Origin of the sequence: Curtobacterium sp. VKM Ac-2884, assembly GCF_015350945.1 — a bacterium.
Classification (GTDB): domain Bacteria; phylum Actinomycetota; class Actinomycetes; order Actinomycetales; family Microbacteriaceae; genus Curtobacterium.
The window spans coordinates 608,465-630,344 of record NZ_JADKSA010000001.1 but is presented as its reverse complement, the minus strand read 5'-3'; the positions used below and the strand labels follow the sequence as shown (position 1 = coordinate 630,344).

Here is a 21,880-nt window from a genome sequence, read left to right as displayed (position 1 = left end):
CGCCGACGACGTCGGCGCAGGAAGAACGATCACGGCGGCCGGGGTCTGGGGCAACTGTGGTGGCGCTCAGCATACGACTGCGGGACCCCGCGCAACAGTCCCTGTCGGGATCGACTCGGCGGTTAGTCGAACAACGACGGCCCGCCGCGGCGGGACCCCAGGTACGACCCCACGACCGCGACACCGAGGTCGTCGTTCTCCGGCGCGACGACCGAGCCGTCCACCCGCTTCGCCATCGCGTCGATGAACCGTGCGAGCCCCGGGTCGTCGCCGAGGCGGAAGAACGTCGTCTGGGCACCGAGACGACCGGCGTTCTCGAGCTCCCGAACGGTCAGTGCGATCGTCACGGGGTCCGGCGGGTAGTCGAACCACACCTGTCCGTTCGGCTCGAGGTGCGACGTCGGTTCCCCGTCGGTGACGACGAGCAGCACGGGTTGCGCGGTCGGGTGCTTCCGGAAGTGCCGGTTGGCGAGGAGCAGCGCGTGGTGCAGGTTCGTGCCCTTGTCCCACATCGCGTCGAGACCCACGAGCTGCTCGATGTCCACGACCTCGGCCTCGCGTCCGAACGCGATCAGTTGGAGGTCGTCGCCGCGGAACCGCGTCGAGACGAGCGTGTGCAGCGCCAGGGCCGTGCGCTTCATCGGCACCCAGCGGTCCTCCATCGCCATCGAGAACGACGTGTCGACGAGCAGTGCCACGCAGGCCTGCGTGCGGGACTCGGTCTCCTGCACCTCGACGTCGTCGATGGTCAGGCGGACGCCCGGGCCCACCCGCCCGTCGGCCGCAGTCCGGGTCAGCGCGTTCGTGATCGACCGGGTGACGTCCCACGGCTCGGTGTCGCCGTACGCCCACTGCCGGGTCGCGCCCGAGGGTTCGCCGGCCGCACCGGACTGCCGGATGTCCCGTGCACCCTGTCGGCCGGACATCCGCTCGGCGACGTCACGGAGCAGGCTCTTCCCGAGCTGCCGCATGGCCTTCGGGGTGAGCCGGAGCTGCCCGTCCGCTCCGCGGCGCATCGCCCCGGAGTTCCGCAGGGCCTTCTCGAGCTGCTGCAGGGTCCTGGCGTCCACGGCGGCCTCGGCGCCGAGCTGCCGGGTCAGGGCGTCGAGGTCCAGGTCGTCGAGCTCGGAGCCCGGTCCGGACTGGGCGAGTTGGTCGGCGAGGGCGTCGAGGTCGGCGATGTCCTGGAAGACCCCCGTCCCGTCGCCGAGTCCGAGGCCCTGGTCACCCTCCATGCGCTCGGATCCGCCCCAGTCCTCGCCGGGGCGGAGGGACCGCAGGTTGCCGTCGAGCTGCGACAGCTGCCCCATCAGGTCGGGGGAGCCGAAGGCCTGCTGGGCGAGGGCGTCGAGTTCGTCGCGCTGCTCCTCGGTCATCGAGTTCCGCATCCGCTGGGCGGCGGCGGCACGGGCGGCCAGGTCGTCGAGGAGTTCGTCGACGTTCGCGGGGTCCGACGGGAAGTACTGCCCGTGCTGCGCCATGAAGTCGTCGAACTGTTGCTGGGTGTCCTCGCCGCGGGCGTGCGCCTCGAGCAGGGCGTTGAGGTCCTGCATCATCGCGCTGACCGCGGCACGGTCTTCGTCCGTGGCGCCCTCGAGCGCCTGCTTCATGCCCGCGAAGCGCTGGTCCAGCACCTCGCGACCGAGCAGGTCCCTGATCTCGTCGTACTTCTGCCGGGCCTCGCGGCTCGTCCAGTCGTAGCCGCCGAGCTCCTGCACCGCGGCGGCCGGCGACGGGGACAGGCTGTCGAGCTGCATCTCGGCCAGGGCGCGGTCGCCGTCGTCGAGGTCGACGTTGCGGGCGAGTTCGCCGCGTTCGGCACGAAGCGCCTGGTCGAGCAGTTCGCGGACCTGCTGCAGGGTGCCGTCGAGGTTGTTCTTCGCGGTGAGCTCGCGGCGCCGTTCCGCGACCTTGCGAGCGAGGTCGTCGAGTCCGCGCTGCGTCCGGCCGCCACGGCGTAGGAACTCCCGCATGGCCCGCTCCGGTGAGGTGCCGGCCATCACGTCCTGCCCGATGGCGTCGAGTGCTTCGGCGAGGTCGGCGGGCGGCGCGAGCGGGTCCGGACCGTCGTGGTACTTCCCGTACAGCGCTGCGGCCCCGTACCGGGTGTCCCGCGTCAGTCGTCGGTTCTGCCTAGCCATAGACGGCTTCGCCCCCGCCGGACTCCTTGCTGATCCGGCGGGCGAGGAAGAGCCCCTCGAGCGCGAGTTCGATCGCACCCGCGCGCTCGCCGTCGTTCGTGGCGCCGAGGCGTTCGCACACCTGGTCGTAGAGGTCGGACTCGCCGATCGACGGCAGTCCCTCGAGGAACGCCCGTGCGCCGACCTGTTCGCCCGTCGTCACCATCGTCCCGCCGTCGAGCGCCTCGACGAGCACTCCGAAGTCGAGTCCGCGGAACCGAGCACGCACCGTCTCGGCCGTGGCGGACCGCAGCAGGTGCTCGAGGACCTCGTCCGCGCGGTCCTCTTCGCCGTTCTCGAACTCGATCTTGCCGCCGAGCACGTCGACCGCCGTCTCGAGGTCGATCGGTCGCGCGACGGCCTCCGGCTCGCCCTGGCGTGCTGCACGGTGCACGGCCGCCGCGGCGACCGTCTCGGCGCCGGCGATCGCGAACCGGGCGCTGACACCGCTGCGCTGGTCGACCGCGCTCGACCCGCGCAGGGCACGGGTGAAGCGGGCGAGGATCTCGACGATCGCGTCCGGCACCTCGGCGGTGAGCTGCGCCTCCTGCCGGATGACCGCGATCTCGTCCTCGAGTTCGATCGGGTAGTGGGTGCGGATCTCCGCGCCGAAGCGGTCCTTCAGCGGCGTGATGATCCGGCCGCGGTTCGTGTAGTCCTCCGGGTTCGCGCTGGCCACCACGAGCACGTCGAGGGGGAGTCGGAGCACGTAACCGCGGATCTGGACGTCGCGCTCCTCCATCACGTTGAGCATCGCGACCTGGATGCGTTCGGCCAGGTCGGGCAGCTCGTTGATCGCGACGATGCCGCGGTGGCCCCGGGGGACGAGTCCGAAGTGGATGGTCTCCGGGTCGCCCAGGCTGCGCCCTTCGGCGACCTTCATCGGGTCGACGTCGCCGATCAGGTCGGCCACGCTGGTGTCCGGCGTCGCGAGCTTCTCGACGTAGCGGTCGTCGCGGTGCCGCCACGAGATCGGCAGGGCGTCGCCGAGGTCGTCGGACCGGCGGGCGCTCGCGGTGGTGATGGGCTCGTAGGGGTGCTCGCCGAGCTCGGAGCCGGTGATCACCGGGGTCCACTCGTCGAGCAGGCCCTGCAGGGTGCGGAGCAGGCGGGTCTTGCCCTGGCCGCGCTCACCGAGCAGGACGACGTCGTGTCCGGCGATCAGGGCACGTTCGAGTTGCGGGATCACGGTCGTCTCGAACCCGTGCAGGCCGGGCCAGGGGTCGTCTCCCGCGCGCAGCGCGGTGAGCAGGTTGTCGCGGATCTCGGCGCGGACCGTCTTCTGGACGTGGCCAGAAGTGCGGAGCTCGCCGACCGTGCGGATGTCGGGTCGGGTCACGTTCTGGACGTTACGCCGTTGCGGACGGGAGGCGCGGTGCCAGCTGGCACCGCGCCTCCCGTCCGCTTGTGGGTTTCCATAGCAACCGCAATGATTGAGACTCCGGCATCGGAGCCGGATTCGATAGGGGGATCCGGCTCCGAGCCGGCCCCGTCGTACCGAATGTGAACCATCTCGCCGATCTCGGCGTAGGTTCCCCTCTCGTGAGCAGCACGAACGGGGCGATCAAGAGCCTGGTCCCCGCCAGGATGGACAGACTGCCGTGGACACGGTTCCACTGGAGTGTCGTCGTCGGACTCGGGGTCTCCTGGATCCTGGACGGTCTGGAGATCCAGATCGTCTCCAACGCGGGCTTCCAGGCCGACCTGAACCTGTCGACGCAACAGGTGACCTCCCTCGGCACGATCTACCTGGTCGGCCAGGTGGTCGGAGCGCTGGTGTTCGGACGCATGTCCGACCGGCTCGGGCGGCGGAAGCTCTTCATCCTGACGCTCGCGATCTACCTGATCGGCTCGGGCGTCGCCGGTCTCGCCCAGGACTTCTGGTTCCTCGCCGCGTTCCGGTTCGTCGCCGGCCTCGGCATCGGTGGCGAGTACGCGGCGATCAACTCGGCGATCGACGAACTGATCCCGGCGAAGTACCGCGGCCACGTCGACATCGCCATCAACGGCACCTACTGGGGCGGCGCCGCGCTCGGTGCCTTCGCGAACATCTACCTGCTCGACACGGCCAACTTCTCGGAGAGCATCGGCTGGCGCATCGGCTTCTTCCTCGGCCCGGTGCTCGGCATCGCGATCATCTTCCTGCGGCGGCACATCCCCGAGAGTCCGCGCTGGCTCATGACCCACGGGCGCGAGGAAGAGGCGGAAGCGACCGTCACCCAGATCGAGGAGGCGGTCGAGAAGTCCACCGGCAAGCGGCTGCCGGACGTCGACGAGTCGAAGGCCATGACCGTCACGCCGACCGACCGCGTCGGGTTCCTGACCATCGCGCGCGTGCTGCTCAAGCAGTACCCGACGCGCACCCTGGTCGGGGCGTCGATGATGATCACGCAGGCGTTCCTCTACAACGCGATCTTCTTCACCTACGCGCTCGTCCTGACGAACTTCTTCGGCCTGAAGACCGCGCAGACGTCGATCTACTTCTTCCCGTTCGCGATCGGCAACCTGCTCGGACCGATCATCCTCGGTCGGTTCTTCGACACGTGGGGCCGTCGGCAGATGATCTTCCTGACGTACCTGGTGTCGGGGCTCGTCCTGGCGACCTCGGCGTTCCTGTTCCGCGCCGACGCGATCTCGGCGACGGTGCAGGTGGCCTTCTGGTGCGTGTCGTTCTTCTTCGCTTCCGCCGGTGCCTCGAGCGCGTACCTGACGGTCAGCGAGATCTTCCCCCTCGAGCTGCGTTCGCAGGCCATCTCGTACTTCTTCGCGCTCGCGCAGATCTTCGGCGCGGTCGCACCGCTGATCTACGGTGCCTTCATCGGGGACGGGTCCTCGCGTGAACCGCTCTTCTGGGGGTACCTGCTCGGGTCCGCGGTGATGATCGGCGGTGGGGTGGTAGCCCTGGTCTTCGGGGTCGACGCCGCGCGGAAGGGGCTCGAGGACGTCACCCAGCCCCTGTCCGTCCTCACCGAGGACGCGGAACAGCAGCGACGCTGAACAGCGACGGCGGCCATGCAACATTCTGTATTCAGAGTGTTTAGCACGGCCGTCGTCGTGGTGTCACGGTGCTGACATGGCACTCCTCCACAGCGCGACACTCACGATGACGATCCACGACGGTGCCGGCGCGGCTGCCCAGGACGACCGCCGTGCGTGAAGCTGGCGCCATGGAGCAGTCACCGATGCGTGTCGGCCGGGGCGACCGCGATCCCCTCGGCCTCCGGCGCAGTCTGCTGCGCGACGCGGTCTTCCTCCGACTGCTCGACAACGTGCTGCGCGGTGAGTACCGCCGCGGGCAGCGACTGCGCCTGGACACCATCGCCGAGGACATGCGCGTCTCACGGACCCCGGTTCGCGAAGCCCTCGTCGCCCTCGAGTCACACCAGCTCGTCACCGTCCAGCGGTACGTCGGCGTGGTGATCACGCACTGGTCCGTCGGGCAGATGACCGAGCGCCTGCGCATCGCCCGCGCACTGGTCGTCGACCCGCCGGTGAGCGGCGCGGGGCGCGACGACCGCTTCGACCCGGCCTGGCTCCGCGAGTGCCGGACCGAGGCCGGGGCCTTCGTCGAGCTCGCTGCCTGGTTCCTCCGACGGCGCGGTGCCTCGGTGAGCGCCGACTGGATGCTGTCGCAGCGCACCGTGCTCGACACGTTCTTCACCGACGACGTCGCCCTGGCCAACGGCATCGACGCCGTGGTCGACCGGGCGCGGCGACTCGACCTCGTCGACCAGGCCGTGCGGGCAGCGGAACGCGACGCGGTCGACGACTGCGCCGTGGTGCTCCTCGAGCTCGCGGCGGCGCTCATCGCCCTGCCGGACCGGTTCCGGGTGGCCGTGGCCTCCTGAACCGCTCCGGCTGCGGGTTCGTACAGGTCGGCATCGAGCCCCGCGGATCCGGGGGTCGACGGCGGATCGGTGGGTTCGCTCCGACGACGTCCGCACTGGATCGCCAGGGATCTCCGTGGCAGCCTTGACCGGTTGCCACCCCGGCGCGTCCACCGACGACAGGAGAGCCCGTGAACGACGTCCGCGATCGCTCCCATCGTCTCAACCGAGCTGACGGGATCGCACGGCACGGACGTCTCCGTCGGTCCGGACCCTTCCGGACCGTCGCTGCGCTGGTCGCGAGCGTGGCCGCAGTCGCGCTCGTCAGCACCGCCTCGGTCGCCGCGATCGCCGCGAAGCAGGTGACCGACGACCTCGGTGACGGCGTGCAGATCGAGGGGCAGCCCGCGCCGCGGTCGAACGGCACCAAGGCGCCGTCGCTCAGCGCGTACAAGGGCGGGTTCAACATGCTCGTCGTCGGGACGGACAACGACCCGGACCAGTCCGCGGAGTTCGGGGAGCGCGATGCCACCCTCAACGACGTCAACATCCTGCTCCACGTCTCGGCCGACCACACCAACGCGACCGCGGTGAGCATCCCGCGCGACCTCGTCACCCCGATCCCCGCGTGCAGGAAGACCGACGGCTCCGGCACTGCGCCGGCCATGGCCGCGCAGCCGATCAACACCTCGTTCGGCGACGGCGGGCTGAACTGCGTGACCCAGACCGTGCAAGGGCTCACCGGCCTGGACATCCAGTACTCGGCCGCGGTCTCGTTCAACGGCGTCATCGAGATGTCGAACGCGATCGGTGGTGTGCCGGTCTGCGTGGCACAGCCGATCGAGGACCCCTACACCGGGCTCGACCTACCCGCCGGCACCTCGACGCTGCAGGGCGACGAAGCCCTCGCGTTCCTCCGGACCCGGCACGGCGTCGGTGACGGTTCCGACCTCGGCCGGATCTCCAGCCAGCAGGTGTTCCTGTCGTCGCTGCTCCGGACCGTGAAGTCGAACGACACCCTCACCTCACCGGCCACCCTGTACAAGCTGGCCCGCGCCGCGGCGTCGAACATGCAGCTGTCCGAGAGCCTGAACGACATCGGGACGATGGTGCAGATGGGTCGGGCACTGCAGGACCTCCCGCTGTCGCAGGTGAACTTCGTGCAGTACCCGGGCACGACCGGCGGCACCGGGGTCTACGAGGGCAAGGTCCAGCCGACGACGTACCTGGCCGACCAGCTGTTCGCGAAGATCAAGGCGGACCAGTCGTTCTCCCTCGGGGCGGACAGCACGGGCATCGGGTCCGAGGCGAACGCGGCGCCGTCGGCAGCGGCCTCGTCGCCGGCTGCTGCGGCGCCGTCGGCTCCGGCGTCCGCACCCGCGGCTGCCGCCCCGTCGTCGCCTGCCGCAGCTGCTCCGACTGCGCCCGCTGCTCCTCCGACTGCCTCCGCGACGCCGGAGACCATCGACGGGCTCGAGGGGCAGTCCGCCGACCAGGAGACGTGCTCCAAGGCCTTCGGCTACTGACCCGGCGGCTCCGGTTCTGGGGCTCTGGGTCCGAGACTCGACGTCGGCGACGTTTCTCGGGCACCGCGCCCCGAGGTTCATCGTTCAGCCCGAGTCTCGGAGTGTCCGGCCCGAGTCTCGGGAACCGGGACGGCAGGAGAGGGGCCGCTCCCCGAGCGGGCGCCAGGCAACCGGGCGCGCCGGGCCCGGCTCGGAGAGCGACGTCGGTGCTGTGTCGCGACTACGGGGACGAGCCCCGGAATGTGATCGCCGCGTCTCGATGATGCTATTCACCGGGGTACGTCGGGACAACCCCGAGCTGTCCCCACTTCGGGGGACCCGCGTTCCGCGACCGTGCCACGCGCGGGGTGCGGTCGGGTCGAGAGTGGCCCGGTCCTCCTGTATGGTGGTCGGAGCGCTCGCGAGAGCGCTTGGAGACGTCGCATAGTCCGGCCGAGTGCACCACCCTGCTAAGGTGGAGTCCCCTTTAGGGGACCGAGGGTTCAAATCCCTCCGTCTCCGCACTCCACGAAACCCCGGTCCGATCGGACCGGGGTTTCGTCGTCCCTGCGCCCGACTGGATCAGCCGCGCTTCTTGGCGTTCACATTTGGCGAGTGTTCAATTAAAGTGAACACGGCGGACTATTGAACGGTGGTGTCCATGGACGAGGTCCTCGCAAGCATCGGAGAACGTCTCGGCGAGTACGGGTTGGGGCTGACCGCGCGCGGCGGTCCCGACGGTGCGGATCTGAGCGTGTGGGACGCCGAGTTGATCCGACTCGACGGACAGTGGCGGAAACCGATGACCGCCGCGTTCCTGCCTGCGATGACCTTGGGGTCGTACGACCGGGTGTCCTGGCCGTCGGACCGTCCTCGAGATCGGCTGATCCTCGGCCACCGCATGACTCCGCGGAGTGCGGCGCAGTTCCGCGCCCTGGGGGTCAGCTACGTCGACAGCGCAGGGAATGCCTTCGTCCAGGATCCGACGCTGCTGATCGACGTCCGGGGGAAGGTGCCGGTCGCGTCGGGCCGCGGAGAACCCGAGGCGGTGGGCCTCGTCAACTTGTTCAGCACGAAGCGGGCGCAGGTGCTGTTCGCGCTCCTGAGCTGGCCGGCCCTGACGGAGATGTCGACGCGCACGGTGGCGAGGTGCGCGGGAGTGTCCGTCGGGCTCGTCAGCGAGGTGCTCGAGCAGCTCAAGGCGACCGATCGGGCACCCTCCGACCTCGTTCCCGGTGGACGCTCACGAGACGCACTGATCGACCAGTGGACGGCGGCGTTCCCCACGGGGTTGGGCGCCGAGCGGCGAACACGACGATTCGAGAGCGGAGACCTCGACGTCCGGCCGGTCCCCGGCGTCGAGATGATGGTGAGCGGTGAGGCGGCGACCTCGTGGGTGCGTCACCAGACGGTTTCCCTGTGGGTCCGCCCTTGGCAGCCCGCGATCGCCTTCGCCAACAGGTGGCGAACCGGAGGGGGATCGAACGTCGCCGTCCGTGACATGTTCTGGCTTGCGCCCGTGCCGAGACCCGGCGGGATCCGAGCGGCACCGCCGCTGCTCGTCTACGCCGAGCTGATGGCTGCGGGCGATGGTCGCGCGCGTGAAGCCGCGGGGCGCTTGCGTCAGGAGACGGACCTCGTCGATGCATGAGGCCGATCGGCTGATGGTGGTCGACCACGTCGTCAGTGACCTCGTCGATCGCCGCGGCGTCGATCCGGACCGCTTGATGATCGTCGGTTCGGAAGCACGAGACCATCTGCACCACACGGTCTTCAGTCGGAAGGATCCACTCCGGGGGACGCAAGACGTCGACGTCGCCATCGCCACGGACGACTGGGTGACGTACGAGACGGTCGTCGACGAGTACCCGGCGACCGGAGCCAACGGCGTGCGGTTCGTCGTCGCGAACGTCGAGGTGGACTTCATGCCGTTCGGCGGCGTCGAGGACCCGGACGGTGTCGTCGAGCCAGCGGCTCGCCGTGAGCACATGAGCGTGTACGGCATCGCGGACGTGTTCCGTTCGGCACCGTCGGTGGTGCTTCCGAGTGGTGTGGAGGTGCGGTTCCCGACGGCCGAGGGCTACACGCTGTTGAAGCTGCGCGCCTGGGTGGATCGGGCGCACTACAACGACAAGGACTCCGAGGACCTTGCGATCGCTGTCGACTGGTACTGCGGCGACGCCGAGATCCGCAACTCGCTCTGGGACGAGGTCGAGGAGGCGGTGTTCGAGGCGCATTCCCACGACACCGACCTCATCGCGATCTGGTTGCTCGGAACGCGCGCCGCAGCCGTTGTCGGTCCGGAGCGGGCGCGAGAGCTCGCAGTTTTGCTCGAGCGGACCCCGGTCAGACCGCGTCGTTTCACGTTCTCACCTCTCTCGTCGATGCGGAACGACGAACGGGTACGTCGGATCGAGGCACTCACGGAGGGTTTCCTCCGCGGCGCCGACCGCTGAAGCGACGGGTGACCGTCAGGCCGTCGCGACGCTCCCTGTCGAGGTCAGCTCGCCGGCCCCGCGCGAACGCCCACGCCGCACGGCACCCATGGCGACGAGCGTCAGGGCCACGGCTGCGAGCGTGATGCCCGCACCCGCCCAGATCGGCGAGGTGTAGCCGAGCCCGGCGGCGATGGTGAGCCCACCGATCCAGGCGCCCAGCGCGTTGCCGAGGTTGAACGCGGCGATGTTCGCCCCGCTCGCCAGGGTCGGCGCGTGGTCTGCGTACTGCATCACGCGCGTCTGCAGGGCCGGCACGGTCGCGAACCCGAAGGCGCCCATCAACACGAGTGCGATCACGGTCAGCACGGGTGAGGTCGCGACGAGGGCGAACAGTCCGAGCACCACGGTGAGGGCGACGAGCACGACGAGCAGGGTCCGGTCGATCGAGCGTGCGGCGAGCTTGCCGCCGACGAAGTTCCCGACGAACAGCCCGACGCCGAACACCACGAGCAGCCACGGCACCGCCGAGGACGGGAACCCGGACACCGAGGTCAGCGTGTACGCGATGTAGGTGAACGCCCCGAACATCCCGCCGTAGCCGAGCACGGTCATGCCCAGCGACAACCACACCTGGCCGGAGCGGAAGACGCCGAGCTCGCGGGCCAGTGACGGCGTCTCGGCCTGACGGACGGCGGGCACGAGTACGAGCACGCCGACCAGGGCGACGACACCGATCGCGACGATGGCCCAGAAGCTCGAACGCCAGCCGAGCGCCTGGCCGAGGAACGTGCCGAACGGCACCCCGAGCACGTTCGACGCCGTCAGTCCCGTGAACATCAGGGCGACGGCCGAGGCGCGCTTGGGGCGCTCGACCATGTTCGCGGCGACGACGGAGCCGATGCCGAAGAACGCTCCGTGGCAGAGTGCCGCGATCACGCGTCCGGACATCATGACCTCGTAGGTCGGTGCGATCGCCGACAGCGTGTTGCCGACGATGAACAGCACGAGCAGCCCGAGCAGGACGGGCTTGCGGGGGAGTCGGGTCGTGGCGGCGGTCAGGCCGAGGGCGCCGACGATGACGGCGAGTGCGTAGCCGGTGACGAGCCACCCGGCCGTGGTCTCGGTGACGCCGTAGTCGGCCGCGATCTCGGGCAGCAGGCCGGTGATGACGAACTCGGTCAGTCCGATGCCGAATCCGCCGAGTGCGAGGGCGATGAGTCCCGCGGGCATGGGGGTTCCTTCCGTTGTGCGGTGGCGCTGTGCCGCGTACGCTGGTTGTTGCAGACGCGCGGTATCGATAGTTGCACACGCGGGGTATCAGCGCAAGCAACTGTACGCGCCCGCAACGACCGCAGCGACCGACCGCGGCGACCGACCGCCGCAACCGACCGCGCAACCGACCAGAAGGAGCCCGATGTCCGTCGACGACACCTCCACCGCCGTCCGTGCCCACGGCTGGCGCACCCTGGCGACACTGCACGGCTTGATCGAGACGCGACTCGAGCGCGCGCTGCGCGACGTCGACCTGTCCGTGGTCGAGTACACCGTGCTCGACGCGCTGCGCCGACAGGACGGCTTCCACATGCGCATGCAGCAGCTCGCCCGTGCGGCGGCCCTCAGTCCGAGTGCCACGACCCGGCTGGTCAACCGACTCGAGGAGCGTGCGCTCCTCACCCGCGTGCTCTGCGCCGACGACCGCCGCGGGCTCTACACGGAGCTCACCCATGCCGGTCAGCGGCTGCTGGATGCGGCCACGCCGATCCACGCCGCTGCGCTCGAGGGGGCGCTCGCCGAAGCGCGCGAGGTCCCCGAGCTCGAGGAACTCGCGGTCGCGGTCGACCGGCTCGAGGGTGCCACGGTCTGATCCGTTGACCGGGAGGCCCGGATCACCGCCGCCCCGCGCGCTGCGGTCGGTGGAAGGTGGTGCCTCAGGCCCGCGGCGGCGCCGTCGTGGACCGCACGACGAGCGACGGCGGCACCAGGACCCGGGTCGGGGCGGATCGTTCGGCCGCGCCGACGAGTTCCACGAGCCGATTCGCCGCGAGCCGCCCGACCTCGTCGTTGTGCGGGTCGACCGTGGTCAGGCGCAGCAGGGGCGAGGCGGCGAGCGGCGTCTCGTCGTTGCCGACCACCGAGACGTCCTCGGGGACACGGAGTCCGGCTTCGTGCACGGCGGCGATCGCGCCCATCGCCATGACGTCGTTCGCGGCGAACACCGCGGTCAGGTCCGGGTGGTCCCGCAGTGCGCGGCGGGTGCCCTCGTACCCGGTCGTCTCGGACGTCGGGCCGTCGCCGTAGACCAGTGGCGCGATGCCGGACGCGACCATCCGCGCGACTGTGCCCTCGCGGCGGACCGCAGCCGGGCCTCCCGAGCCGGTGACGTGGACGATGCGGCGGTGACCGAGTCCGATCAGGTGATCCGCTGCCAACCGGCCGCCGGCGGCCTCGTCCGAGGCGACGACGTCGAGCCCGCCGGGCACGTCGGCCCGGGCGCCGGCGACGACGACGGGGGTGTCGGCCGGCACGACGAGGTCGGGGAAGCCCTCGGCGGCGAGCACGACGCCGTCGACCCGCAGCGAGACGAGGTCGTCGAACGGCGAGGAGTCGAGGTGGGCGTTCGCACGGGTGTCCGCCAGGGTGAGTCGCAGGCCGTGTGGTGCGAGCGCGTCACGGATGCCGTCGAGCAGGGGGACGAACCACGGGTTGCGGAAGTCGTCGACGATGACGCCGACGGTACGGGTCCGGGTGCCGGCGAGGATCGCGGCGGCGCGGTTGGGGCGGTAGCCGAGCTCGGCGGCCGCCGCGAGCACGGCCGAGCGGCGTGCGTCGGAGACGCCCGGATCGTCGCGGAGCACCATCGAGACGAGTGACTTCGAGACGCCGGCACGGGTCGCGACGTCGATGATCGTCGGGGGTCGTGACACGCGGCTCCTTGACAGGACATGGGGTGGTCGGGCTACAGTCTACCGACACGTTCTGGAACGTTCCAGAATCAGTACCGGACTTCTCGAAGGAGAGAACCATGAGCGACAGCATCGGCGTCGCCGTCATCGGGGCGGGCATGGCGGGCAAGGCCCACATGGCCGCGTGGCGGAACGCACCCTCACTCTTCGCCCCGACGCTGCCGCCCGTGCGGCTCGTGTCGGTCGGCGACGTGTACGAGCCCCTCGCGGCCGAGGCTGCGCAGCGCTTCGGCTACGCCCGCCACGACACGGACTGGCGAGCCATCGCTGACGCCGACGACATCGACGTCGTGAGCGTCGTCGTCGCGAACAAGCTCCACCGCGAGATCGTCGAGGGGCTGCTGGCCGCCGGCAAGCACGTCCTGTGCGAGAAGCCGCTGTCGGACTCGCTCGAGGACGCACGGGCGATGGCCACCGCGGCCACCGAGGCATCGCAGCGTGGGCTCGTCGCCCGCGTCGGGTTCACCTACCGCCGCGCCCCTGGCCTCGCCGCGATCAAGCAGCTCGTCGAGGACGGCACGCTCGGCCGCGTCCTGCACGTCTCCGCCCGCTACTGGACCGACTACGGCTCGTCGCCCGACGTGCCCTTCTCGTGGCGCTTCGCGGGTGCCCCCGGCACCGGAGCCCTCGCCGACGTCGGCTCGCACCTGGCGTACGTGGCCGAGTTCCTGGCCGGCGAGGTGCAGAGCGTCAACGGCGGCATGTTCACCACCGCGATCACGAAGCGCCCGATCGCCGCCGGGTTCGCCCTGCGCGGCCAGGCGGTCCCGCTGACGGGCGAGTTCGCCGACGTCGAGAACGACGACTACGCCACCTGCAACGCACGCTTCGGCGACGGCTCCGTGGTGGGTTCGCTCGAGGTGTCCCGGGTCGCCACGGCGCACCCGAACGGCCTGGTCATCGAGGTCTTCTGCGAGAACGGTGCAGCGCGCTGGGACCAGGAGCGCGCCTCGGAGATCGGCCTCGCGCTGCAGTCCGACGGCTCCCGCCTCGGTGGGTACCGCCAGGTCGTCCTCGGCCCGGACCACCCCTACGTCGCCGGCGGCATGGCGATGGACGCGCCCGGAGTCGGCTGGGGGCAGAACCAGATGTTCGAGTACCAGGCGCGCGCGTTCCTCGACGAGGTCGCCGGAGTCGCGGACCCGCTGCCGGCCAACGCCACGTTCGACGACGGCGTGCACAACATGGAGATCCTCGACGCGGTGGCACGGTCCGCCGGGGCCGGTGGGGCCTCCCTCGACGTGCCGCCCGTCCGCACCACCGAAGGAGCGCACGCATGAAGCTCGGTCTGTACAACGCGATCTTCCACGACCGACCGCTCGCCGAGGCCCTGACCGCCATCGCGGGCAACGGCCTGACCGGCATCGAGTTGAACACCGGCGGGTTCCTGCCGCCGGTGCACGTGCCGGACATCGACGCGATCCTCGAGGACGACGCAGCACGTGACGCCTTCCTCGCCCGGTTCGAGGGCACCGGGGTGTCCATCGCCGGCCTGAACTGCAACGGCAACCCGCTGCATCCGGACCGTGCGATCGGCCAGGCCCACGCGGAGGACATCCGGCGCAGCATCCGCCTCGCCGCACGCCTCGGCCAGGACCGCGTCGTCACGATGTCCGGGCTGCCGGCGGGCGAGCCCGGGGGCACCCGACCGAACTGGATCGTGAACGCCTGGAACTCCGCCGCGCTCGACGTCATCGAGTACCAGTGGAGCGTCGCCGTGCCGTTCTGGCAGGAGATCGACGCCCTGGCGCGGGAGCACGGGGTCAAGGTCGCACTCGAGCTGCACCCGCAGAACGTGGTGTTCAACCCGGCGACGATCCGCGAGCTCGTGCAGCGCGGTGGCCTGACGAACATCGGCGTCGAACTCGACGCCAGTCACCTGTTCTGGCAGCAGATGGACCCGGTCGCGGTCGTCCGCGACCTCGGCGACCTGGTCTTCCACGCCGCCGCGAAGGACGTCCGGATCAACCCGCACGCGGCGATCAACGGCGTGCTCGACAACTCGTTCCGTCGGCTGTCGCCGGACGAGCCGCGCACGAACCTCGGCGGCGACGAGTGGGCCAACGAGTGGCCGAAGCCGTCCGCGTGGGACTTCGTCGCGCTCGGCAAGGGCCACGACGAGGCGTACTGGTCGGCGTTCCTCGAGGCCCTGCGCGAGGTGGACCCGGACATGTGGGTCAACATCGAGCACGAGGACACCGAGCTCGGTCGCGAAGAAGGGGTCGCGGTCGCCGCGAAGGTCCTGCTCGCAGCCGACACGGCGCTCACGACGCGCGCGTGAGTCGCGTCTGAGACGCACCACGCGATCCGGACGGGAGGCCCGTGGGACGTGCGCCGATCAGCGCACGTCCCACGGGCCTCCCGTCCAGTGCGCATCGGTGACACGCCCACCGGGCGCTGTCACCGGACCGATGTAGCATGCACGACACCTGTCCCGAGACGAGGAGCCCTGCGTGCCGGAGCCGACCGACCCCGCCTTCCCCCTCGAGCGCATCCGAGAGGTCGGCGACGCGATCGTCGCGTCCGTCTCGACGGTGATCGACGGCAAGACCGAGGCGATCCGCACCGCCCTCACCGTGATGCTGGCCGAGGGGCACCTGCTCGTCGAGGACGTCCCCGGCGTCGGCAAGACGGTCCTGGCGAAGGCACTCGGCGCCTCGGTGGGCGGCTCGGTGAACCGCATCCAGTTCACGTCCGACATGCTGCCGTCGGACGTCACCGGGGTGAACATCTTCGACCAGTCCTCGGGCACGTTCCGGTTCTCACCGGGGCCGGTGTTCGCGAACGTCGTCATCGGTGACGAGATCAACCGCACCAGCCCGAAGACCCAGTCCGCCCTGCTCGAGGCGATGGCCGAGTCGCAGGTCACGGTCGACGGCGTGACCCGGCTGCTCGATCGCCCCTTCATGATCGTGGCGACGCAGAACCCGATCGACATGGAGGGCACGTACCCGTTGCCCGAGGCCCAGCGTGACCGCTTCATGGCGCGCATCACGATGGGGTACCCGAGCGTCGACGCCGAACGGCAGATGCTCGCGAACCGCGGCGGCGGCGACCCGCTGTCGCACCTGCGACCGATCGTCGACGTGACCACGCTGCGCGGGATCATCGAGGCGGTGGCGAACGTCCACATCGCCCCAGACGTCGAGGCGTACGTCATCGCGATCGTCCGCTCCACCCGCACCCACCCCGACCTGGTGCTCGGCGCCAGCCCCCGCGCCACGCTGCACCTGGCCCAGGCCGCCCGTGCCCACGCGGCGTTGCTCGGCCGGCCGTTCGTGACCCCCGACGACGTCGCCGCGCTGGCACCGATCGTGCTCGCCCACCGGCTCGTGCCGGTCGCGAGGGGTCTCGGCGGCACGGGCGAGGACACCGTGCGCGAGATCGTCGTCCGCATCGTCTCCGACACCGCCGTGCCGTTCACGGCGACCCCCGTCCGCTCCTGATGCCCGGCCGATCGGCGCCGTCGTCGCTGCTGCGGCGCACCGGTGCCGCGCGCTCGACGCTCGGGCGCTTCGGCCGCCGTGGGCTGTCCCTGCTCCGGCGCACGCCGTTCCCCCGTCCGACCGTGCGCGGCTGGACCGTCATCGCCATCGGCATCGGGCTGATCGGGGGTGGGCTCGTGGGCACCACCAGCGTCGCCGTCTCGGCCGGGCTGCTGCTGCTCGTGCTCGTCGTGCTCGGCGTCGTGATGGCGTTCGTGGTCGCCGCGCCGCTCCGGGGCAGCCGGAGCACGGCACGCGCGATCGTGCAGGTCGGCGAGGTGTACCGCGAGCGGATCACCCTCGGCAGCACCAGTCTGCCGATCGGACCGAGGTCGACCCTGCTCGTGCGCGAACAGCTCGAGGACGCCTTCGCCAGTGTGTCCGAGGCCGAGACCTACGCGCTCGTCGGCCCGGGGGTCCCGCCAGCCGTGCTCGACGTCGAGGCGCTGGCGATGCACCGCGGCCGCACGCTGGTCGGACCCGTCACGATCCGGGTCGAGGACCCCTTCGGCCTGCTCCGCATCGACCGGCCGGTGGTGCCCGTAGAAGAGGTCGTCGTCGTCCCTGCGAGCGCACCGCTCGCCGCGATCGACACCGGCGCCCTCGCCGGGGCCGTCTCCGCCGACGAAGGACGGGTCGGGCAGGGCGGGTCCGCCGACGACAGCGAACTCCGGCCGTACCGTCCCGGCGACCCCATCCGTCGGGTGCACTGGGCGCAGAGTGCTCGCCGCGGCGAACTGCACGTCCGGCAGACCACGCAGGCGCAACCCCCCGAGGCCGTCATCGCGCTCGACGTCCGGCGCGAGTCGTACCAGGGCCTCGGGCGTGAGGACCTGGCGGAGCTGTCCGACCTGGGCGGTGACCAGGCCTTCGAGCACGCCGTCGTCGTCGCCGCCAGTGTCGCCCGCGCCCTCGCCGCCCGGACCTCGCGCGTCGTGCTCGTGAGCGACGGACCGTCCGGCAGCACCCGGCACGCGGGTGACGTCGGCGGCCTCACCGACGTGCTCGTCGGACTCGCGGACGTCCGGCTCCGCAGCGACGCCCGTCCGGTCACCGAGGTCCTGCCCGAGGTGCGTGGACGGGACGTGCACGGAATGACCGCGGTGGTCACCGGCAACTGCACCGCCGAGCAGGCGGCTGAACTCGTGACGGCGACGAGCGGATCGAGCCGCGGGATCATGGCGACGATCGTGCCGCCGGACCCCGTCGTCCGGGGGATCCTCGACCGCGGGGGGTGGCGCACCCTCGTGGTGCCCGTCGTCGGGGCGACCGCGTCCGGGGCCGCACGGTGAGCGGCACCGCTGCGTCGTCGCGCCGGCCGGTCGACGTGCGCGAGGTCCTGGACCGCGACGACGACACCCGTGACACTCCGAGCACGTGGGTCATCGCACTCGCCCCGGTGCCCGTGCTCATCGCCGCGCTCGCGATCCGCCCGCTCGTGCAGGGCACCGCCTGGTGGGTGTCCGGCGTCGTGGTCGTCGCGGTGCTCGTGGCCGTCATGCTCGCGGTGCGTCGCCGGCCGCCAGGAGTCCGGTTCGTCGCGCTCGTCGCCACCGTCGTGCTGTGCTCGTGCGCCGCCGCCCTGGTCAACGACGTGCAACCCCTCGGCTGGCTCGACGCCGACGGAGCGCTGGGCGAGACGCTCGCCGCCATCCGCCTGAACCCCGCGCCGCTGCCGCAGACCGACGCGATCCGACTGGTCGTGACCGTGTCGATCGCCTGGGTGGCGGGCGTCTCGTTGTTCCTCGCCGCGATCGCCCGGATCCCGTCGCTCGCCGCCGCGCCCGCACTCGTCATCCTCATCGTCCCGGGGATCATCACCGGACAGCCGGCGGGCACCGCGCTCGTGATCACAACGGCGGTCGCCTTCCTCGCCCTGCTGTGGCTGTCGGTCCGACCCGTGCAGCGAGCGGTCCCGGCCGCGGTCGTCGGTGCGATCGGGCTCGTCGTCGCGATCGGCCTGCCCGCGATCGTGCCGCTCAACGCGAGCTGGCTGTCCGGCGTCACCGGGGCCATCCAGTCGCCGATCCAGCCCGGGCGACCCGGCACCCTGCTCGAGCTCGGCAACGACCTGCGGCAGCCGAGCGAACTCGAGGTGCTCCGCTACCGGTCGTCCGACGGCCAACCCGAGTACCTCAAGCTCGCCGACCTGGACGAGTTCGGCACCGGGGACTGGGTGCCGACGGTGACGAACGCCGCCGAGGCCGACACCGCCGACCAGCAGCAGTGGGCCGAGGGCGTGAACCCCCGCCTGGCGACCCGCGGCGACGTCACGGTCCGGATCACCGGGCTGTCGAGCACGTACCTGCCGGTGCCGTCCGGGGCGGTGTCGATCGAGTCGCGTTCCACCAACCTCGACCTGTCGCAGTGGCGCTGGATGGGGTCCTCGAGCACCGTGCGGTCGACCGGTCCGGCCACGCCGCGCGGTGCGACGTACGAGGTCTACGGTGCCTCGACCTTCGCGAACGCGTACCTCGACGCCGTCGCGGCCTCGGGTGTCCTGTCCCGTGCCGACGGCCGGGGGTTCCGCGAGCCGAGCGGTGACCAGCTGCAGACCGATCTGACGCTGCCGAAGGACCTCCCCGCGAACATCTCGTCGACCGCGGAGCGGGTGGCCGGGGCCGCATCCGACGACTATGCCCAGGCCCGCGCCCTCGAGCAGTGGTTCCGCAGCGACCTGTTCACCTACTCCGAGACGGCCCCCGTCGAGCAGGGCTACGACGGCGACAGCATGGACGTCGTGTCGACCTTCCTGCAGGTGCGCGAGGGCTACTGCGTCCACTTCTCGTCGGCGATGGCCGTGATGGCCCGGACGCTCGGCATCCCGTCCCGGATCGCGGTGGGGTACCGGGCCGGTGCGGCGCAGCCCGACGGCGAGTACGCGGTGTCGAACCGGCAGCTGCACTCCTGGCCCGAGCTGTACATCAAGGGGGCCGGCTGGGTCGCGTTCGAGCCGACGCCGGACTCCGACGCGGCAGCGCAGCCCTCGACCGAACCCACGGAGACCCCGACCGCGGCGACGCCCGAGTCCCCGCTGCCCGCGCCCGAGCAGTCCGCCCCCGCCGAGTCCTCGGCGACGCCGACCCCCTCGGCGTCGGCGCAGCCCGGTGCAGCCGGTGCCTCGGGTGGCAGCGGTCCGGCCGGCCTGCTGTTCGGCGCGGCACTCGTCCTCGCGTTGCTCATCGCCCCCGGACTCGTCCGAGCGCTCCGACGGCGGTCGCGGTTGTCGGCCGTCGCCGCTGGTCGCTCACCGGCGGTGAACGCCTGGCGTGAGGCCCTCGACGACGTCGCCGACCACGGCTACGCCCCGGGGCTGGCACCACCGGGTGACGCAGCGGCTGCGGCCCGGACCGCCCGGGCAGTCCTCGGACGACTCCGCCCGGTGCTGCCGGCGTCGGCGCTCCAGCACCTCGACGCCGTGGTCGATGCCGTCGACCGTGAACGGTTCGCGGCCGGCGGGGTCGCAGCGGTCGACGGTGGTGCGCTCGTCCGGCACGTGCAGCAGGCGCGGGAGGCCCTCGACGCCTCGGTCTCCGGTGGACGGGTGCTGCGGTCGCGCCTGCTGCCGCCGAGCCTGCTGCCGTCGTCCGCGTGGTCGCACGAGGGTCGTCGGCGCTCCCGTCGCCCCGCCTGACCCCGCCTGACCCCGCCTGACCCCGGAGTCTCGGCTGGTGCAAGGTTGACCACTCCGTGCGGCGCAACAAGCTCGCACCGAGTGGTCAACGCGGCACGGGATGGTCGCGGTCGCACGGTGCGCCGCCGCACCGTGCGCCGCCGCGCCCGCCGGGTCAGCGGCGGCGGACGACCGCCTCGACCAGGGCGGCGATGACCTCGCCCGGGTCGACCCCCGGCAGCGCGGGCCCGTCGAACACGACCCCGACGTTGGCGGCGACGAGCGCCGTGGCGAAGACATCGAGCGGCATGCCGGCGTCGACCTCCGGGTGCGCCTCGAACCAGAGTCGCACCAGCTCGTGCACTCCGTCCTGCAGCACCCGTCGCTGCCGCACGAACTCCGGCAGCAGGTCGGTGTGCCGGATCGCGTAGGCGCGGAACTCCGACAGCAGGGCGAACTGCGCGCGCTGGTCGTGCTGTCCGAAGGCCGCTCGCACGACGTCCGCGATGTCCGCCACGGCGATGTCGGCGCGGATGAGCTCCTGCAGCGACCCGAGCACCAGGTTCGTCCCGCGCTGCATGACCTGCGCGAGCAGGTCCTCCTTCGACGAGAAGTTCGAGTAGACCGCGCCCTTGCTGAACCCGGCACGGGCGGCGACCTCGTCGAGACGCGCGCCGTGCACGCCCTGTTCGGCGAAGACGGCAGCGCCGGCGATGAGCAGACGTTCTCGGACCTCGGCCCGTGGGGTCCTCGGCGTGGGGGAGTCGGAGACGTCGTCGTTCATCGTTCCTGCCGGGGCGGGGCACCGGGGCGGGAACCCGGGCGGGCGAGCTGGGGGCGGGCGAGCTTGGGGTGGGAGACCTGCCGCGCCGCGCGTCTGATCACGCGCGGCATCAGCGAAGCCCCCATCACCACGTCTGCGCGGAACCGCCGCGTTCGGGTCGCGTCGGTTCGGTGCGGACGACATGAGCCGGGTCGATACCCGACGGTAGGGATGCTACGCCGGAGCACCGACAGATGACACCCCTCAGTCGTCGAACGAGGAATCCGTTGCCGTGTCGTGTTCTTCGCGGACACTGCCCGCTCCCGTGCGCCGTCCGGGGCGTCGGAGCAGCCGGAGTGCGTCGGGTCGCAGGCTCCGCCCGCGCCGCAGCAGCGAGCCGAGGGTCGACTTCGGCTGCCAGTCGCGACCGTTGGGCAGTCCCCAGCCGCGGCGGACCGCACCCCAGCGCAGCCCGAGCGACAGCGCGATCGCGGCCACGATCCCGATCGACGGCGACCCCAGGGCGGACGCGACGACCATCACCACCGACGCCGCGACGGCCACGGTGGCGTACAGCGCGTTCCCGCCGAACACCGCGGGCACCCTGCGCAGCAGCAGGTCCCGCATCGCGCCGCCGCCGACCGCCGTGATCGTGCCCATGATGATCGCGGCAGGCCACTCCAGGCCGGCGTCGTAGGTGCGCTGCACCCCGACCACCGCCCAGAACCCGATCACCGCGGCGTCGAGCACGGTGAACAGTCGGTCCCAGGTGATCTCGGAGAACGACACGAAGAAGGCGATGAGTGCCCCGGCCAGGGCGACCGGCACGTAGAGCGGGTCGACGAGTGCGACCGGGGGGCCGTTCTGCAGCAGGGTGTCGCGCAGCATGCCGCCGCCGAGCCCCGAGACGAAGCCGACGACCAGGAACCCGAACAGGTCGAAGTCCATCGCGCGGGCGATCGATCCACCGAGCAGGGCGGACGCGAACACCCCGGCCAGGTCGAGCACGTTCGTGACCGACGCCAGGCCATCGACGGACAGCAGGTTCATGAGAACCATCAAACCCCACGCCGAACGACTGGCGGGCCGAACGACGGTTAGGTTAG

17 protein-coding genes and 1 tRNA gene are annotated in these 21,880 nt (G+C 71.2%); 12 read left to right on the top strand and 6 right to left on the bottom strand.

Annotated features, from left to right (window positions below; genetic code table 11):
* Window positions 1–122 precede the first annotated feature (122 nt).
* A complete protein-coding gene (locus ITJ60_RS03095) occupies window positions 123–2,141 on the bottom strand; it encodes a vWA domain-containing protein (protein ID WP_194646872.1) in 2,019 nt (672 codons plus the stop codon).
* A complete protein-coding gene (locus tag ITJ60_RS03090) occupies window positions 2,134–3,519 on the bottom strand; it encodes an AAA family ATPase (protein WP_194646871.1) in 1,386 nt (461 codons plus the stop codon). Before ITJ60_RS03090 ends, ITJ60_RS03095 begins: the two co-directional genes overlap by 8 nt.
* Window positions 3,520–3,722: 203 nt before the next feature.
* On the opposite strand from ITJ60_RS03090, the gene ITJ60_RS03085 reads away from it, so the two are divergent.
* The 6 genes from ITJ60_RS03085 (at window position 3,723) to ITJ60_RS03060 (ending at window position 9,968) form a co-directional block, all read left to right on the top strand.
* The gene (locus ITJ60_RS03085) at window positions 3,723–5,177 is read left to right on the top strand and encodes an MFS transporter (RefSeq protein WP_323749084.1); all 1,455 of its coding nucleotides are present in this window, start codon (window positions 3,723–3,725) and stop codon (window positions 5,175–5,177) included.
* 170 nt (window positions 5,178–5,347) lie between these two features.
* Window positions 5,348–6,028, top strand: a complete 681-nt coding sequence (locus ITJ60_RS03080) for a GntR family transcriptional regulator (protein ID WP_194646870.1) — start codon at window positions 5,348–5,350, stop codon at window positions 6,026–6,028.
* Window positions 6,029–6,312: 284 nt separating this feature from the next.
* Window positions 6,313–7,533, top strand: coding sequence for an LCP family protein (locus ITJ60_RS03075; protein ID WP_323749083.1), 1,221 nt, complete (start codon window positions 6,313–6,315; stop codon window positions 7,531–7,533).
* Window positions 7,534–7,945: 412 nt separating this feature from the next.
* Window positions 7,946–8,034, top strand: a tRNA-Ser gene (locus ITJ60_RS03070).
* Window positions 8,035–8,314: 280 nt separating this feature from the next.
* Window positions 8,315–9,163, top strand: a complete 849-nt coding sequence (locus ITJ60_RS03065; protein ID WP_194646868.1) for a type IV toxin-antitoxin system AbiEi family antitoxin — start codon at window positions 8,315–8,317, stop codon at window positions 9,161–9,163.
* Window positions 9,156–9,968, top strand: coding sequence for a hypothetical protein (locus ITJ60_RS03060; protein ID WP_194646867.1), 813 nt, complete (start codon window positions 9,156–9,158; stop codon window positions 9,966–9,968). Before ITJ60_RS03065 ends, ITJ60_RS03060 begins: the two co-directional genes overlap by 8 nt.
* A gap of 15 nt (window positions 9,969–9,983) precedes the next feature.
* Here ITJ60_RS03060 and ITJ60_RS03055 read toward each other — a convergent pair whose 3' ends face one another.
* The gene (locus tag ITJ60_RS03055; RefSeq protein WP_194646866.1) at window positions 9,984–11,180 is read right to left on the bottom strand and encodes an MFS transporter; all 1,197 of its coding nucleotides are present in this window, start codon (window positions 11,178–11,180) and stop codon (window positions 9,984–9,986) included.
* Window positions 11,181–11,364: 184 nt separating this feature from the next.
* Between ITJ60_RS03055 and ITJ60_RS03050 the strand changes: the two genes are divergently transcribed.
* Window positions 11,365–11,814: a MarR family winged helix-turn-helix transcriptional regulator gene (locus tag ITJ60_RS03050; protein WP_194646865.1), complete on the top strand. Its 450-nt coding sequence runs from the start codon at window positions 11,365–11,367 to the stop codon at window positions 11,812–11,814.
* 64 nt (window positions 11,815–11,878) lie between these two features.
* On the opposite strand, the gene ITJ60_RS03045 is transcribed toward ITJ60_RS03050, so the two are convergent.
* The gene (locus tag ITJ60_RS03045) at window positions 11,879–12,874 is read right to left on the bottom strand and encodes a LacI family DNA-binding transcriptional regulator (RefSeq protein WP_194646864.1); all 996 of its coding nucleotides are present in this window, start codon (window positions 12,872–12,874) and stop codon (window positions 11,879–11,881) included.
* A gap of 98 nt (window positions 12,875–12,972) precedes the next feature.
* Here ITJ60_RS03045 and ITJ60_RS03040 point away from each other — a divergent pair, with 98 nt between their 5' ends.
* The 5 genes from ITJ60_RS03040 (at window position 12,973) to ITJ60_RS03020 (ending at window position 20,032) form a co-directional block, all read left to right on the top strand.
* Entirely contained in the window at window positions 12,973–14,193 is a 1,221-nt protein-coding gene (locus ITJ60_RS03040) for a Gfo/Idh/MocA family protein (protein ID WP_194646863.1), read from the top strand.
* The gene (locus ITJ60_RS03035; RefSeq protein ID WP_194646862.1) at window positions 14,190–15,194 is read left to right on the top strand and encodes a sugar phosphate isomerase/epimerase family protein; all 1,005 of its coding nucleotides are present in this window, start codon (window positions 14,190–14,192) and stop codon (window positions 15,192–15,194) included. The genes ITJ60_RS03040 and ITJ60_RS03035 overlap by 4 nt, the downstream gene beginning before the upstream one ends.
* A gap of 172 nt (window positions 15,195–15,366) precedes the next feature.
* A complete protein-coding gene (locus ITJ60_RS03030) occupies window positions 15,367–16,359 on the top strand; it encodes an AAA family ATPase (protein WP_235035938.1) in 993 nt (330 codons plus the stop codon).
* Entirely contained in the window at window positions 16,359–17,690 is a 1,332-nt protein-coding gene (locus ITJ60_RS03025) for a DUF58 domain-containing protein (RefSeq protein WP_194646861.1), read from the top strand. The genes ITJ60_RS03030 and ITJ60_RS03025 overlap by 1 nt, the downstream gene beginning before the upstream one ends.
* Entirely contained in the window at window positions 17,687–20,032 is a 2,346-nt protein-coding gene (locus tag ITJ60_RS03020) for a transglutaminaseTgpA domain-containing protein (RefSeq protein WP_194646860.1), read from the top strand. Before ITJ60_RS03025 ends, ITJ60_RS03020 begins: the two co-directional genes overlap by 4 nt.
* Window positions 20,033–20,186: 154 nt before the next feature.
* On the opposite strand, the gene ITJ60_RS03015 is transcribed toward ITJ60_RS03020, so the two are convergent.
* Together ITJ60_RS03015 and ITJ60_RS03010 are read right to left on the bottom strand one after the other, a co-directional pair.
* On the bottom strand, window positions 20,187–20,795 hold the full coding sequence (locus ITJ60_RS03015; protein WP_194646859.1) for a TetR/AcrR family transcriptional regulator: 609 nt from the start codon (window positions 20,793–20,795) through the stop codon (window positions 20,187–20,189).
* Between the two features lie 243 nt (window positions 20,796–21,038).
* On the bottom strand, window positions 21,039–21,824 hold the full coding sequence (locus ITJ60_RS03010; protein WP_123291876.1) for a trimeric intracellular cation channel family protein: 786 nt from the start codon (window positions 21,822–21,824) through the stop codon (window positions 21,039–21,041).
* Window positions 21,825–21,880 lie beyond the last annotated feature (56 nt).

Excerpts from the sequence above, each read along its gene's own strand:
- ITJ60_RS03060 (WP_194646867.1), top strand. The coding sequence starts at position 9,156 with ATGCATGAGGCCGATCGGCTGATGGTGGTCGACCACGTCGTCAGTGAC.
- ITJ60_RS03025 (WP_194646861.1), top strand. The coding sequence starts at position 16,359 with ATGCCCGGCCGATCGGCGCCGTCGTCGCTGCTGCGGCGCACCGGTGCC.
- ITJ60_RS03050 (WP_194646865.1), top strand. The coding sequence starts at position 11,365 with ATGTCCGTCGACGACACCTCCACCGCCGTCCGTGCCCACGGCTGGCGC.
- ITJ60_RS03095 (WP_194646872.1), bottom strand. The coding sequence starts at position 2,141 with ATGGCTAGGCAGAACCGACGACTGACGCGGGACACCCGGTACGGGGCC.
- ITJ60_RS03035 (WP_194646862.1), top strand. The coding sequence starts at position 14,190 with ATGAAGCTCGGTCTGTACAACGCGATCTTCCACGACCGACCGCTCGCC.
- ITJ60_RS03015 (WP_194646859.1), bottom strand. The coding sequence starts at position 20,795 with ATGAACGACGACGTCTCCGACTCCCCCACGCCGAGGACCCCACGGGCC.
- ITJ60_RS03065 (WP_194646868.1), top strand. The coding sequence starts at position 8,315 with ATGACCGCCGCGTTCCTGCCTGCGATGACCTTGGGGTCGTACGACCGG.
- ITJ60_RS03010 (WP_123291876.1), bottom strand. The coding sequence starts at position 21,824 with ATGAACCTGCTGTCCGTCGATGGCCTGGCGTCGGTCACGAACGTGCTC.
- ITJ60_RS03080 (WP_194646870.1), top strand. The coding sequence starts at position 5,348 with ATGGAGCAGTCACCGATGCGTGTCGGCCGGGGCGACCGCGATCCCCTC.
- ITJ60_RS03040 (WP_194646863.1), top strand. The coding sequence starts at position 12,973 with ATGAGCGACAGCATCGGCGTCGCCGTCATCGGGGCGGGCATGGCGGGC.
- ITJ60_RS03055 (WP_194646866.1), bottom strand. The coding sequence starts at position 11,180 with ATGCCCGCGGGACTCATCGCCCTCGCACTCGGCGGATTCGGCATCGGA.